Below are 14,202 nucleotides of genomic sequence, written 5' to 3' on the forward strand. Positions count from 1 at the left end.
TTCCGAACACGGAAGTTAAGCTCTTTAGCGCCGATGGTAGTTGGGGGTCTCCCCCTGTGAGAGTAGGACGTTGCCAAGCAAATTGAGAGTCCAGCATATCTGCTGGACTCTTTTATTTAATGCAGCGGAGAAAAGTTTTATTGTTGTTATACCCTGAATGAGAGACAGTGGTGAAAGTTGACAAAGTAATCGGTCATTCATTGAATTTCAATAATAGCCCCGGATGTAAGACAGTACTAGCCAATTCGAAAGACCAGCTATAAATATAGCTAATCTTTCGAATTGGCTGTTTTCACATACGTTGTTGCTTTTAAATGATATTTACACGAATATCTTGGTTGATTTTCGTTGCAGGTACTCACTTTGTGCGGGCAGTCTAAAGGAGCCTACCTCAACACGCTTCTCTAAGCAGGAGTCTCGCAAACAACGATCTTTACGAAAAGAGCCTTTTTTTAAACGTATAAGTTTTTAAAAGATGTTTTGTTAACAACTTTACACCTGCTAAGCTCGGACTTCACTTAATGTGATAACGGTAGCAAAGCTCATAGGATGTGGGTGCATCAAGTAATTGATCCTTAAGGTATTAATGCATGTCGGCGGTCAAGCACGAGCACCTTCCCCCCTTTGAAATAGTGTATTAGCGATTTAAATGAATCCAATGGACAACTTTACTCGAATGACCTGTTAGTGTGCAACTAGATATCGCCTAGAACTAAGAGACGGAATAACATAAAGAGCTCAGTCAATATTACGATATTAAGCGCTTATATTTTCAGGTGAAGAAAAAGGGGACAAGGCTTCGTTAACTTAAACAACCTTCCCAATTAAAATGCTATTCTGCCCCCTTATTAGAGCTAGTTTCCCTGTTTTATTTTAACATCATGTTGTATCTTTAAAAAATTACTGAGTGAAAAACCTTTCATTTGTTAACCACTGGTAAATTAAAAATGGAATTTTTTCTTGCGTTATTGATAAAAATTGAAGGATCAGTGGATAGTCTTCGTTAGGCATTGTCTTCAATAGCTCTGACCACCACTCGGTTTCATAACGACATATCATGCTCAAGTTGTATAGCAAAAGATAGTGGAGCATAATTTCAGGTAAGGTGGAGCACTCAGAACTTTTAGTGAGAGAAAGCATAAAATTTTTATCAAATAAATGATATCGGATAGGGGCATGCTTATTGAATAAAAGCTTTTGATCTATTTTCATTTCTAAGTGATCAGATTCTGTAATAGATATATTTAGCTTTGTTTTTGATTCTAAGTATTCTTTAAAACGATTTGTTGTCATTTGATAAGTATCAAGTATTGAAGGTGATAAGTGATAGTGATTATTGTGATGCTGTAGAGTTTGATAACTTTTTTTACCGAATAAATATTGATGGCTTTCATAAAGTTCTGGGATTTCCTTCAACAAGGATTCCATAGTATAACGTTCATTTTCAATTTGTTTTATGCCGAATACTTTATTTAGTGCGTGCATATACAACCCATTTTTTTGGATTTTGATTTCATCTTGCAAAAATTCATATTGTTGTTTCTTACGCTTTCTTGTAGTTACTCCATGTGCAAGGACTCCAGTGTTTTCCGGATAGTTGGGATCGCTAGTGAGAACACATGCCTTGAGAAGTTGAGTAAATCCATAAAAAATAAGGACAGGCTGAATAGAGAGAGGTGCAATTTTTGCTTGAGAATAATAGGTCTGGCCATGTTCAAGATAATAGATGAAGGGGTAGCAGTTTTCGTAACTATTCTTATCAGCTGTTGGGTCATTTATGGAACGATAGCATTTATTTAAATAAATTTGTGTCCGAGATGCAGAGTAAAAGTTGCTAAGTGAGTCCCAAAAAGTAGGATAGTTTATCATAAAATATTCTCCTTCTAATAAATAGAATAATCAGAAATTTAGTGTTCTCCTTGACAGTATTTTGTCCAATTGATAACCTACTAATAATATTTTTTTAACTTGGAGGGAAAATAATGTGGGAAAATAAGTTCGCAAAAGAAGGATTGACCTTTGATGATGTATTATTAGTTCCAGCAAAATCTGAAGTTCTACCGAAAGATGTTAATCTACAAATTACTTTAGCAGAAAACTTAAAATTAAATTTGCCAATTTTAAGTGCTGGTATGGATACAGTTACTGAAGCTGAGATGGCAATTTCTATGGCTCGTCAGGGTGGATTAGGTATTATTCATAAAAATATGACGATTGAAGAGCAAGCGGAAATGGTAGACAAGGTCAAACGATCAGAAAGCGGAGTTATTACTGATCCATTTTTCCTAACTCCAGAGCATCAGGTTTTTGACGCTGAGCATCTAATGGGAAAATATCGTATATCTGGTGTTCCGATTGTAAATAATCTTGAAGAACAAAAACTTGTTGGAATACTTACAAATAGAGATTTACGCTTTATCCAAGATTTTTCTATTAATATTTCTGATGTTATGACTGTTGAAAATTTGGTCACAGCACCAGTTGGAACAGATTTAAAACAAGCTGAAAATATTCTTCAAAAACATAAAATTGAAAAACTTCCGCTTGTTGATGAAAAAGGCGTATTAAAAGGTCTTATCACAATTAAAGATATAGAAAAAGTCATTGAATTTCCAAACTCAGCAAAAGATAAACGTGGCCGACTACTTGCTGGTGCAGCAGTTGGAGTAACAGGAGATACGTTAAAACGTGTTGAAATGCTCGTCAAAGCTCATGTTGATGCAATTGTAATCGATACTGCGCACGGACATTCAAAAGGTGTAATCGAAACAGTCAAAGAAATACGCAAGGCGTATCCTGAGCTAACGATTATCGCTGGTAACGTAGCAACAGCTGAAGCTACGAGAGAACTTATTGAGGCTGGGGCTGATGTGGTCAAGGTTGGAATTGGGCCTGGATCTATCTGTACGACGCGTGTCGTTGCTGGTGTTGGAGTTCCGCAAATTACAGCTGTTTATGATTGCGCAACAGAGGCAAGAAAACATGGGAAAACGATTATTGCTGACGGTGGCATTAAATACTCTGGCGATATCGTCAAAGCTTTGGCAGCTGGTGGGCATGCCGTAATGTTAGGTAGTATGCTTGCAGGCGTATCAGAGAGCCCTGGAGAAACGGAAATATTCCAAGGGCGTCGCTTTAAGGTATATCGTGGAATGGGATCTGTAGCAGCCATGGAAAACGGTTCAAAAGACCGTTACTTCCAGGAAAACAATAAGAAATTTGTACCTGAAGGCATTGAAGGTCGTCTAGCCTATAAAGGGCCATTATCTGACACAATTTATCAGCTGATCGGTGGGATTCGTGCAGGAATGGGCTATTGTGGAGCTGCGCATTTGCAGGATTTACGAGAAAAGACTCAATTTATTAAGATGACGGGTGCAGGATTGCGTGAAAGTCATCCACATGACGTACAAATCACAAAAGAAGCACCGAATTATTCCTTATAATTAGAACTTTATATTCATATTAACAAGTTAAAATAGGTGGGCAGAGTAGGAAAGTACTCTGTCTACTTTTTTTGATTTTTTTATGATAAACTAGACAAGGTGTACATCAAATAACGAGGAGAGATTCTTCGAAATATATAGATCAAGTTAGTTGGAGGTATTGAAAATTGAAAAGATTTAGCAAGATTTCACTAGTTTTTATCACGGTCCTTACTCTAGCATTATCACAACTTGCCTTTCTACCAAATGAAGCAAAGGCCAATACAGTCGATCTAGGTTTAAAGGCAGAAGCTGCAATCATTCTTGATGGAGAAACAGGTCGTATCCTATATGAGAAAAATGCAGATAAAGTACTTGGTATTGCATCAATGTCTAAAATGATGACAGAGTATATTGTTTTGGAAGCAATAAACAATAAGAAAATTACATGGGATCAGAAAGTTAACATTAACGAATATGTTCATAAGCTATCAAGGGCACCTGGTTTGTCCAATATTGGACTAACTCAAGGTGAAGATTACACCGTGAAAGAATTGTACGAAGCCATGGCCGTCTTTTCCGGAAATGCTGCTACTGTAGCATTAGCAGAACTTATAGGCGGAAGCGAAAAGAACTTTGTTGGATTAATGAATAAAAAGGCTGGAGAGTTAGGGTTAAAAGAGTATAAGTTTGTGAACTCTAGCGGTTTAAATAATTCGAGCTTAATGGGGAATATACCAGCTGGTAATGAAAATGAAGAAAATGTTATGACGGCGAAAGATACAGCAACACTTGCTTACCGTTTAATTACCGATTATCCGGAGGCATTAGAATATTCAAAAATTCCAAAGTTGAAGTTCAGGGATGGGAGGGAATATCCAAACTTTAACTGGATGTTGCCTGGATTGATTTTTGAGTATGAGGGTGTCGATGGTTTAAAGACAGGATCTACAGATTTTGCAGGATTTGGCCATACAGCTACTGCAATTAGAGATGGTCAACGTTATCTCACAGTAGTAATGAAGTCAACTTCCAAAAATGAACGTTTTGAGGATAGCATTAAACTTATGAATTACGCCTTTGGTAATTTTGGCAAGGAAGAACTTGTTCCAGCAAATTATCAAGTGAAAGGTCATAAGACGATTCCTGTAGCAGACGGGAAAGAAAATTCAGTGAAGATCCAATCAAAAGAAGCCGTTACTGCAGTCATTAATCATGCTGATAAGGAGAATTATAAACCTGAACTGGTTATTGACGAAAAGAAGCTGAATAAAGACGGTAAGCTTGAAGCTCCTGTTAAAAAAGGCGATGTAATTGGTTACTTAACAGTTAAGCCCAAGGATGGAACGGATTACGGATTTATCGACGAAGCGGGTGCAAAGACAGTTAAAGTAGATGTTGTAGCAGCTGAAACAGTAGAAAAGGCAAATTGGTTCGTATTGTCTGCTCGAGCTGTAGGTGGATTCTTCGCTGATATTTGGAGTAGTGTTTCCGCGACAGTTAAAGGTTGGTTCTGATTTCCACCTCATGATAATGGATAAAAAGGTTGCAACATGGTAAGAATTATAGTACATTATGGAAAACAATTTCATTCATTAAAACGATGACAGGAACCAGTAGTAAGTCTTGCTTTCTAAAGAGAGCCGGTGGCAGGTGTGAATCGGTGTGAGAAGCTTATGAATCCATCCTGGAGTAAAGTATGGAACCCCATTGATATGGGTAGTAATTACTTTCGGCTTATGCCGTTATCTTTCGAGTGGAAGGTACAATTGTGCCTTCAACTAGGGTGGCAACGCGGGTTAACTCTCGTCCCTTTTATAGGGACGGGAGTTTTTTGCGTTCCTGAAACTAATTGTAATCAAAATTAAGGAGGAATGTGAGATGTTAGATTTAAAATATCTACGGAATCATTTAGAAGAAGTAAAACGAGCATTGCAATTCCGAGGTGAAGACTTAACTGATCTTGGAAAATTTGAGGAGTTGGATGGTAGACGCCGAGCACTAATTGCTGAGGGGGAAAAGTTAAAAAGCCATCGAAACGAAGTATCTCAAGAAGTTGCTATGTTAAAGCGTGAGAAAAAAGACGCGGATCATTTAATTACTGAAATGAGAGAAGTTGGCGATCAAATTAAAGGGTTTGATGATGAGCTACGCGAAGTCGAAGCTGATTTACAAAGAATGCTTTTGTCAATTCCGAATATACCTCATGAAAGTGTTCCTGTAGGGGAAACAGAGGATGATAATGTTGAAGTGAGAAAATGGGGAGGGCTTCCTCAATTTTCATTTGAACCTAAGCCACATTGGGATATTGCTGGTGAATTGGGAATTTTGGATTTTGAACGAGCAGCGAAGGTAACGGGAAGCCGTTTTGTATTCTATAAAGGCTTAGGCGCCCGTCTTGAACGTGCATTGATCAGTTTTATGCTTGATTTACATGTAGAAGAGCACGGGTATGAAGAGATGATGCCTCCTTACATGGTGAATCGCACAAGTATGGTAGGTACTGGGCAGCTGCCGAAATTTGAAGAAGACGCGTTCCGAATAGAAAGCGAAGATTATTTCTTAATTCCTACATCTGAGGTACCGGTTACGAATTATCACCGTGATGAAATATTAAATGGAGAAGCACTGCCATTCGGCTATGCGGCATACAGCGCTTGCTTCCGTTCAGAAGCTGGATCTGCTGGTCGCGATACACGTGGATTAATTCGTCAGCATCAGTTTAATAAAGTAGAGCTTGTAAGGTTTGTTAAACCTGAGGATTCATATGCAGAACTCGATAAGCTTACAGGTCATGCTGAAAAAGTGTTACAGTTGCTTGAGCTACCATATCGAGTACTAAGTATGTGTACGGCGGATCTTGGGTTTACAGCAGCTAAGAAGTACGATATTGAAGTTTGGATTCCAAGCTATGGAACATATCGCGAAATTTCTTCTTGCAGTAACTTTGAAGCATTCCAAGCAAGACGGGCAAATATCCGCTTCCGTCGGGATCCAAAAGGTAAGCCAGAACATGTTCATACATTAAATGGATCTGGCCTCGCTATCGGAAGAACGGTAGCGGCTATTCTGGAAAATTATCAACAAGCCGATGGCAGTGTAATCGTCCCAGAAGTATTACGTCCATACATGCGTGGAGCAGAAGTAATAAGACCGTAACGAAAGCGGAGGTTGTCTCATAAAGGGTTAAACCCTATGAGACAACCTCCGTTACATATATTATGAAAAAAAAAACGATCCGTTGACTTTATCATAAACCTATTGTAATATAATACATGTCAATATGGAGGTATACCCAAGTTTGGCTGAAGGGATCGGTCTTGAAAACCGACAGGGGAGTCAAATCCCGCGGGGGTTCGAATCCCTCTACCTCCTCCATTCTTTTTTAAATTAACCACAACGCATAAATTGGAAATCGTAAAACTCGTTACATATGTAACGAGTCTTTTTTTATTGCTTAGGAAATTATTTAAGTGGAAAACTTAATTTTTCTGTTGGAATCCAGTACAAGTAGCTAACTCCTTTAATCATGGGCTGCTCAATCTATTGGTGAGAAGCTCTCTACCCGTTGAAGTTGATAGGTTTATGTTTGACTGATTTGTACAGGACGTGGTAAATCTAAGTCGAAGTTCCACAATAGGCGCTTGTGCTTTCGTTCTTTAGATTAATTTATTATACTCTTCTTAATTTTTTTGTTTGATTTATGAAGGTTGAAATTTGATCGACAATTGGTTCAATCGATTCTTTACTTTGGATCAGGTCATATTCATTAATGTTCAATCGTAAGACTGGACAAGCGTTGAACTGATTAATCCAATTTTCATAGCGTCGGTGCATTTCTGTCCAATACTCGATAGGGGTTTGTTGTTCCATAGGACGCCCGCGGACTTTAATTCGAGCCAAGATGTCATCTAATGAGCCTTCTAAATATATAAGCAAGTCTGGGTGTGGGAAGTATGGGGTCATGACCATCGCGTCAAAAAGACTTGTGTAGGTCTCATAATCGGTAGGGTTCATTGTTCCCTTTTCGTAATGCATTTTTGCAAAAATTCCCGTATCCTCATAAATAGATCGATCTTGAATAAATCCTCCACCATATTCAAATATACGTTTTTGTTCCTTGAAACGCTCAGCAAGAAAATAAATTTGTAAATGGAAGCTCCATCGGTCGAAGTCTTCGTAAAACTTATCTAAGTATGGGTTTGTATCAACTTTTTCAAAGGAAGTGCGAAAGTTTAAGGCATTAGCCAATGCATTTGTCATGGTGGATTTTCCAATACCTACCGTTCCTGCAATTGTAATGACTGAACTTGACGGGATATCATATTTTTTTCGTAGATTCATTTGTATATACTCCTTTTTGAAGCGTGTTCTCAATGCGGGTCAAGATCATAGACCGGTCTTCTTTGTTTTCGATAAAATCAATTTCATCCCCATTGAAGCGCAGAACTGGAATATTTGGGTGCTGTTCTTCGAATGTAGCCATGAAATTATGATAATCAATGGTTAATTGTTCAAGGTAAATGGGACTGATATTCTTTTCAAAATCCCGGCCGCGCTTTCCTATTCGTTTTAATAATGTTTCTAGACCTGCATCTAAGTATACGACCATATTTGGATTGGGCATGTCTTTGGTAAGGATCTTAAAAATATTTAAGTATTTATCATATTGACGATTTTTCAACGTGCGTTCTGCAAATATCAAGTTTTTAAATATATGATAGTCTGCTACAACAGCTTGGTTGTTAGCAAGAAAGTTCATCTCAATATCTTCGAGTTGTTTGTAGCGGTTGCAGAGGAAAAACATTTCTGTTTGAAAGCTCCACTCATCTATATTTTCATAAAATTTACCCAAAAAAGGATTTTCATCGACAATTTCTTTTAATAAGGCAAATTGGAAGTGTTCAGAGATTGCTTTAGCAAGTGATGTTTTCCCCACACCAATTGGTCCCTCAACGGTGATAAATGGTGTGTTTATCATGAATTACGTCCTCCTTTAAAGCGATATCCCAATGGAATAATCGGTCGTTTCTGTCTATGGTTATTAATAGCCACCGATTATTGTATCATAGACTGCTGAACTGGGGTGATAGAATTCTCGTTAATAGAGAATTGTATATATTGAAGGAATTATACGTAGCTATACCTTTTGGGTGATGCCTGAAATCAAGAAAAATTATACTGATTCTACTTGTGCCTTTAGTACATTTTTCATCATGGTAAGGGCGTATTGATTATCATCATTACTGGCAGATGCAAGGCAATTCTCTGGAACCCATAGCGGGTATTCCCTCATATAAGCATCATTTGCAGTGAATAATACACAAATATTACCCGCAATCCCTGTAATAATGAGACGCTTGACACCTAAATGGTGCAATAATATGTGAAGAGCAGTTCCATAAAATGCCGAATGCTTTGGCTTAATTAAAAAGTAATCATCTTCTTCTGGCACAATTTGTTCAATAATCTGTGTGTTTTTCTCGTTTTTACATAATGCGATAATTTTGTCGTAATTAGCCTGCCATAAATTATAATGATCGTTAATATAAATAATAGGATATCCCTTTGCTTTACAGATGCCTTTTAAAGTGATAATTGGTTGAATGATTGGTATAGTATGTTGAAGAAGCATATCGCCATTCTGGAACTTGAAATCATTAATCATATCTATAATAAGTAAAGCTTGTTGTGATTTTTCTTGATTCATCTTAGGTAGTCTCCTTTTTTTGTAGATGTTTGTTCAATGTGTAATTGTCCTTACAAGTACAAAGTGAATATGAGTAGTGTGTCTAAATGACTGGCGCTTTACTCGTTTTGAAATAGTCGGGTCGATGTGTGAAAAGAACGTGAATGAGGGCGAAAGGAAAATGAAGATGGACGATCAATACTATATGATGGAAGCGTTAAAAGAAGCCAAAAAGGCCGGTGAAATAAATGAAGTTCCAATCGGTGCAGTCATCGTACTTCAAGATAAGATTATCGCAAGGGGGCATAATTTACGAGAAACAGAGCAAAATGCAATCTCGCATGCTGAACTTCTCGCAATTGACCGTGCTTGCCGATCGCAAGGGACATGGCGCCTAGAGGAGGCTACACTTTATGTCACACTTGAGCCTTGTCCGATGTGTGCAGGAGCAATCATTCAATCAAGGGTAAAGCGTGTTGTATTTGGTGCAAGTGACCCGAAAGGTGGTTGTGTGGGGACGTTTATGAATTTATTGCAGGATGAGCGCTTTAATCATCAAGCTGAAGTGACAAGTGGTGTCTTGGATACGGAGTGCGGGCAGATTTTGACGGAGTTTTTTAAAGGTGTTCGCTTACGGAAAAAGGCGGAAAAGGAAGTAAGAAAAGCTATGCGGGAAAAGGAATAGTAATAAGTTATTTTTCTTACTCGTTTTTTGAGGTATATAACATTGCTTTTTTCTATATAACTTAGTATAATAAATCATGCCGTGCTAAGCGGGGAGGTAGCGGTGCCCTGTACTCGCAATCCGCTCTAGCGAGGCCGAATCCCTTCTCGAGGTTAGTTTCCTGTAGGGTCTGCCTTAAGTAAGTGGTGTTGACGCCCGGGTCCTGCGCAATGGAACTCCATGAACCATGTCAGGTCCGGAAGGAAGCAGCATTAAGTGGAAGTTTCCATGTGCCGCAGGGTTGCCTGGGCCGAGCTAACTGCTTAAGTAACGCTTATGGGAGCTAATCGACAGAAGGTGCACGGCATATTACATAATAAATCAACTCATCCTTTTGGGTGGGTTTTTTTTATATCATTTTTGAAATGGATAAAAATAGCTAAATCAACATCAAGGAGATGGCGTAAGCAGAACAAATTAACACATTACAGGCTTTTACACAAAAACTTATCTTTTTAACGTTATTTGGTAATGATTTTTATGTATTGTGACGTTCCGTGCCCTTTTCCTTCATACAAATAGTACGCTATAATAGATAAGGAGAAAATAAGGGGGTGACAACGTGGGGTATCAAGCATTATATCGAGTTTGGCGACCGCAGCAATTTATTGATGTAGTCGGTCAGGAGCATGTAACGAAAACATTACAAAATGCGCTTCTGCAACAGAAAGTTTCCCACGCCTATTTATTTTCTGGTCCACGCGGTACTGGGAAAACGAGTGCAGCGAAGATACTTGCTAAAGCTGTTAACTGTGAGAAGTCACCAACAAATGAACCGTGTAATGAATGTGCGTCCTGCCGGGGAATTACAGATGGATCGATCCCGGATGTAATTGAAATTGACGCTGCATCCAATAATGGCGTGGAAGAAATTCGTGATATTCGAGATAAAGTGAAATATGCGCCAAATTCAGGTACATATAAAGTATATATTATTGATGAAGTACACATGCTTTCACAAGGCGCCTTTAATGCTTTATTAAAAACATTGGAAGAGCCACCACAGCACGTCATTTTCATTTTAGCAACTACAGAACCTCATAAAATTCCTTTAACCATCATCTCAAGAACACAGCGCTTTGACTTTAAACGCATACAGCCCCAGGATATAATCGGGCGGATGTCTCAGATTATTTCTGAGAGTGGTATTACTGTAGATGAACAAGCTCTACATATTATAGCTAGAGCAGCTGAAGGAGGTATGCGGGATGCTTTGAGTCTGCTTGATCAAGCAATCTCTTTTAGTTCTGATGAAGTGAGTGTAGAAGATGCATTAACCGTAACAGGTTCTGTTTCCCATGTTTTTTTAGGGAAATTAGCACGGGCCATTTATGATAAAAGCGTAGCGGAAGCTTTGGACGTATTAGATGAGCTATTAGCGATGGGGAAAGACCCAGCTAGGTTTATTGAGGATATGATTTTCTTTTTCCGAGATATGCTCCTTTATCAAGCAGCACCAGGGATGGCAAATTCATTTGAGAGAGTACTAATTGACCCGCAGTTCAAAGAATTGGCAGAGGTTATTTCAAACCGAGATATTTATGGTATTATCGAAAGCTTTAATAAAACGCAGCAAGAGATGAAATGGACAAATCATCCCCGAATTTTTCTAGAAGTTGCATTAGTTAAGCTCTGTAATCAGGAACGTGAGAGTGCTGTGTCAGATGTTCAGGTAAGGCAGCTTACTAGTAAAATAGAAGAGCTTGAAAAGCAACTAAAGGAATTGAAAGAAAGAGGAATTGGCCAAGCGGCTACGGCTCAAGCTGAAAAGCAGCCACAGACCCCTCGTTCAGTGAAAAAATCATATAAAGCACCAGTAGGAAAAATAACTCAGGTCCTCCGTCAGGCCACGAAACAAGATTTAACGCTTGTGAAAAGCAGATGGGGTGAAGTACTTGAGCAGTTAGGTCAGCAAAATTTAAAATCATTGGCAGCATTATTAAATGAAGCAGAACCAGTAGCTGCTTCTTCACAAGCTTTTGTGTTAAAATTCAAGTATGATATTCATTGCCAAATGGCTATGGAAAACCCCCGTTTTATTGAAGTAATGGCTTCAATCATGGAAAACGTGACGAGTCATAGGCTCGAAATGGCGGGAGTGCCTGAGAGCCAGTGGCAAAGTATACGAGAGGGGTTTCTCTCCACTCAGCAACTTGACGGTCAAAATGAACCGGACATGAAAGAAGAAGATCCATTTATAACGGAAGCTCGAAAGTTAGTCGGAGATGAATTACTTGAAATTAAAGAATAATGGGAGGTAATAAAATGGGAATGCGTGGAATGGGAAATATGCAGAATATGATGAAACAAATGCAAAAAATGCAAAAAAAGATGGCTGAGGCTCAAGAAGAGCTAGGTGAAAAGAAAATTGAAGGAACAGCGGGCGGTGGAATGGTGACTGTCGTAGTAACGGGTCATAAGGAAATTGTTGATGTAACCATTAAACCTGAAGTTGTGGATCCTGATGATATTGAAATGTTACAAGATTTAGTATTAGCGGCAACAAATGATGCATTGAAAAAAGCCGATGAATTGACTAATTCAACGATGGGGCAATTCACGAAAGGGTTAAATCTTCCTGGTGGGATGATGTAACTAGCTAAATTGAAGGATGAACGAGCGCCTTATTGAAGGCGCTTGTGCTTTTTTAGTAATAAAAAGATCCGTTTTTTAATAAATTTTGGTGTCTATTGAAAGCAGCTAAGTTCCTTATGATCTAGCCAAGCAAGAATATGCTAGCTTTTAGGTTGAACAAGGCGTTGTGTTTTTCTTAATAGGAGGTATTTTATGCATTATCCAGAACCAATTACGAAGCTAATTGATAGTTTTATGAAATTACCAGGGATTGGACCTAAAACGGCTGCGAGACTTGCATTCTTTGTACTAGGCATGAAAGAAGACACTGTATTGGACTTCGCAAAAGCACTTGTGAATGCCAAGCGAAACCTCTCCTATTGTACGGTTTGTGGTCATATAACAGATCAAGATCCATGTTATATATGTGAAGACCAGCGAAGAAGTCGTGATGTTATTTGCGTTGTACAGGAACCTAAAGATGTTATTGCTATGGAAAAAATGCGTGAATTCACTGGGCTTTACCATGTGTTGCACGGGAGTATCTCACCGATGGATGGGATTGGGCCAGAAGACATTAACATTCCAGACTTATTAAAGCGTCTTCAAGATGAAACGGTTCAAGAAGTCATTTTGGCAACGAACCCTAATATTGAAGGGGAAGCGACTGCCATGTATATTTCTAGGTTATTAAGGCCTTCAGGAATTAAAGTTACAAGAATTGCACACGGATTACCTGTAGGTGGAGATCTAGAATATGCAGATGAAGTGACATTATCTAAGGCGCTCGAAGGAAGAAGGGAAATTTGAGAAGTAGCGGGGAGGGGTTTTTGTGTTCTTTCGTCGAAAAGGTAAACTACGCAACGAAAATAACCAAAAACTAGTGCAACAACTGGAGGAAATTAAAAGAAGTTGGCTTAACCAGAAATCATTACTGGAAAAAAGTCTTGATCCATCAGAAGATGCAATCATACAAACAAAGATTTCCGAAATTAAGTATTTCTATCTATTTAAAGAAGCGAAAAGAAGAAAAGTGACGGCTAGTAAACGTAAGTGAGGAATGCAACCATTTCTTCTTTGTTCTTATTTAGTTTTATCTACATAGAATGTAGTACGAGCTAATGAGGAGGAATGATAGTGGAGCCAATTGTTATTGTAGGTGTAATAGCTGGTTTAATTGTATTACTGCTTTTTGTCGGGGCACCTATAAAACCAATTCGACTAATAGGGCAGGGGGTTGTTAAATTAATTATCGGAGCTGTTTTTTTGTTCTTTCTAAATGTGCTTGGTAATCAAGTAGGGATTCATGTTCCTATCAATTTAGCAACTTCTGCAGTAGCGGGAATTTTAGGCATTCCAGGTGTGGCTACCTTAGCAGCAATTGATTATTGGATTATTTGAAGAATTCGAGGGAAACTTCTCTTGGGTTCTTTTTTTGTATACTCTTCAAGAGTTATATAATAATGAAATAAATAGGAAGGATGTAGCTATTAAGTAGTAGGTTAAAGGTTTGGGTTTAAACGAGTTTTAATATAAACGTTATTTTTGTAAAAAAGGTATTGACGAATCTTTGGAAAGTTGTTAATATATATTTTGTCGCTTGAGTGACATTGCATCTACTAGAGGTTAGTTAGAAAGAAATACTTTTTTAAATAAAAAGTTATTGACACTAATAAAGAGATGTGGTAAATTTATAAAGTCGCTTCTGAGAGAAACGACAAAGATTGCTCTTTGAAAACTGAACAAAACAAAGCGCCAACGTTTAAATTGAAGTGAGTACACACTATAAC

At 38.2% G+C, this 14,202-nt stretch carries 13 protein-coding genes, 1 tRNA gene, 1 rRNA gene, 1 other RNA gene and 1 other annotated feature; of the genes, 12 read left to right on the forward strand and 4 right to left on the reverse strand.

Annotated elements, in window-relative coordinates; all coding sequences use genetic code 11:
* Positions 1-79, forward strand: a 5S ribosomal RNA gene (rrf, locus tag ACIQZI_RS23950); the annotation flags it as partial.
* Between the two features lie 821 nt (positions 80-900).
* Here the strand turns inward: rrf and ACIQZI_RS23955 are convergent.
* Positions 901-1,869, reverse strand: coding sequence for a YaaC family protein (locus tag ACIQZI_RS23955; protein WP_403078293.1), 969 nt, complete (start codon positions 1,867-1,869; stop codon positions 901-903).
* A gap of 113 nt (positions 1,870-1,982) precedes the next feature.
* On the opposite strand from ACIQZI_RS23955, the gene guaB reads away from it, so the two are divergent.
* The 4 genes from guaB (at position 1,983) to ACIQZI_RS23975 (ending at position 6,803) form a co-directional block, all read left to right on the forward strand.
* Positions 1,983-3,446, forward strand: a complete 1,464-nt coding sequence (gene guaB, locus ACIQZI_RS23960; RefSeq protein ID WP_403078296.1) for an IMP dehydrogenase — start codon at positions 1,983-1,985, stop codon at positions 3,444-3,446.
* 167 nt (positions 3,447-3,613) lie between these two features.
* A complete protein-coding gene (locus ACIQZI_RS23965) occupies positions 3,614-4,942 on the forward strand; it encodes a D-alanyl-D-alanine carboxypeptidase family protein (protein ID WP_403078300.1) in 1,329 nt (442 codons plus the stop codon).
* Positions 4,943-5,019: 77 nt separating this feature from the next.
* Positions 5,020-5,242: a binding site (T-box leader), on the forward strand.
* Positions 5,243-5,306: 64 nt separating this feature from the next.
* Positions 5,307-6,584: a serine--tRNA ligase gene (gene serS / locus ACIQZI_RS23970; RefSeq protein ID WP_403078304.1), complete on the forward strand. Its 1,278-nt coding sequence runs from the start codon at positions 5,307-5,309 to the stop codon at positions 6,582-6,584.
* Between the two features lie 126 nt (positions 6,585-6,710).
* Positions 6,711-6,803, forward strand: a tRNA-Ser gene (locus ACIQZI_RS23975).
* A gap of 294 nt (positions 6,804-7,097) precedes the next feature.
* Here the strand turns inward: ACIQZI_RS23975 and ACIQZI_RS23980 are convergent.
* From ACIQZI_RS23980 to ACIQZI_RS23990, 3 genes are all read right to left on the reverse strand, one after another.
* A complete protein-coding gene (locus ACIQZI_RS23980) occupies positions 7,098-7,769 on the reverse strand; it encodes a deoxynucleoside kinase (protein ID WP_403078307.1) in 672 nt (223 codons plus the stop codon).
* Positions 7,747-8,406: a deoxynucleoside kinase gene (locus ACIQZI_RS23985; RefSeq protein ID WP_403078310.1), complete on the reverse strand. Its 660-nt coding sequence runs from the start codon at positions 8,404-8,406 to the stop codon at positions 7,747-7,749. The genes ACIQZI_RS23980 and ACIQZI_RS23985 overlap by 23 nt, the downstream gene beginning before the upstream one ends.
* Before the next feature lie 195 nt (positions 8,407-8,601).
* Complete coding sequence (locus tag ACIQZI_RS23990; protein ID WP_062187964.1) at positions 8,602-9,135, reverse strand: cysteine hydrolase family protein; 534 nt, start codon at positions 9,133-9,135, stop codon at positions 8,602-8,604.
* A gap of 166 nt (positions 9,136-9,301) precedes the next feature.
* Between ACIQZI_RS23990 and tadA the strand changes: the two genes are divergently transcribed.
* From tadA to ACIQZI_RS24025, 7 genes are all read left to right on the forward strand, one after another.
* Positions 9,302-9,799, forward strand: coding sequence for a tRNA adenosine(34) deaminase TadA (tadA, locus tag ACIQZI_RS23995; RefSeq protein WP_403078313.1), 498 nt, complete (start codon positions 9,302-9,304; stop codon positions 9,797-9,799).
* Positions 9,800-9,878: 79 nt separating this feature from the next.
* An RNA gene (gene ffs, locus ACIQZI_RS24000) (signal recognition particle sRNA large type) lies at positions 9,879-10,143 on the forward strand.
* 257 nt (positions 10,144-10,400) lie between these two features.
* Positions 10,401-12,089 (forward strand): DNA polymerase III subunit gamma/tau, encoded by a 1,689-nt coding sequence (gene dnaX / locus ACIQZI_RS24005; RefSeq protein WP_403078316.1) that lies wholly within the window; start codon positions 10,401-10,403, stop codon positions 12,087-12,089.
* Between the two features lie 20 nt (positions 12,090-12,109).
* Positions 12,110-12,433, forward strand: a complete 324-nt coding sequence (locus tag ACIQZI_RS24010) for a YbaB/EbfC family nucleoid-associated protein (protein ID WP_062187978.1) — start codon at positions 12,110-12,112, stop codon at positions 12,431-12,433.
* A gap of 192 nt (positions 12,434-12,625) precedes the next feature.
* Entirely contained in the window at positions 12,626-13,222 is a 597-nt protein-coding gene (recR, locus tag ACIQZI_RS24015; RefSeq protein ID WP_062187958.1) for a recombination mediator RecR, read from the forward strand.
* Between the two features lie 22 nt (positions 13,223-13,244).
* Positions 13,245-13,469 carry a YaaL family protein gene (locus ACIQZI_RS24020; RefSeq protein WP_062187956.1) on the forward strand — a complete coding sequence of 75 codons (225 nt, stop codon included), beginning with the start codon at positions 13,245-13,247 and terminating at the stop codon, positions 13,467-13,469.
* 80 nt (positions 13,470-13,549) lie between these two features.
* Positions 13,550-13,813 carry a pro-sigmaK processing inhibitor BofA family protein gene (locus ACIQZI_RS24025; RefSeq protein ID WP_062187954.1) on the forward strand — a complete coding sequence of 88 codons (264 nt, stop codon included), beginning with the start codon at positions 13,550-13,552 and terminating at the stop codon, positions 13,811-13,813.
* Positions 13,814-14,202: the final 389 nt, after the last annotated feature.

Origin of the sequence: Peribacillus sp. NPDC096379, from assembly GCF_044762875.1 — a bacterium.
In the GTDB taxonomy this organism is placed as follows: domain Bacteria; phylum Bacillota; class Bacilli; order Bacillales; family DSM-1321; genus Peribacillus.

Excerpts from the sequence above, each read along its gene's own strand:
- ACIQZI_RS23955 (WP_403078293.1), bottom strand. The coding sequence starts at position 1,869 with ATGATAAACTATCCTACTTTTTGGGACTCACTTAGCAACTTTTACTCT.
- guaB (WP_403078296.1), top strand. The coding sequence starts at position 1,983 with ATGTGGGAAAATAAGTTCGCAAAAGAAGGATTGACCTTTGATGATGTA.
- serS (WP_403078304.1), top strand. The coding sequence starts at position 5,307 with ATGTTAGATTTAAAATATCTACGGAATCATTTAGAAGAAGTAAAACGA.
- ACIQZI_RS23980 (WP_403078307.1), bottom strand. The coding sequence starts at position 7,769 with ATGAATCTACGAAAAAAATATGATATCCCGTCAAGTTCAGTCATTACA.
- ACIQZI_RS23985 (WP_403078310.1), bottom strand. The coding sequence starts at position 8,406 with ATGATAAACACACCATTTATCACCGTTGAGGGACCAATTGGTGTGGGG.
- ACIQZI_RS23990 (WP_062187964.1), bottom strand. The coding sequence starts at position 9,135 with ATGAATCAAGAAAAATCACAACAAGCTTTACTTATTATAGATATGATT.
- tadA (WP_403078313.1), top strand. The coding sequence starts at position 9,302 with ATGGACGATCAATACTATATGATGGAAGCGTTAAAAGAAGCCAAAAAG.
- ACIQZI_RS24010 (WP_062187978.1), top strand. The coding sequence starts at position 12,110 with ATGCGTGGAATGGGAAATATGCAGAATATGATGAAACAAATGCAAAAA.
- recR (WP_062187958.1), top strand. The coding sequence starts at position 12,626 with ATGCATTATCCAGAACCAATTACGAAGCTAATTGATAGTTTTATGAAA.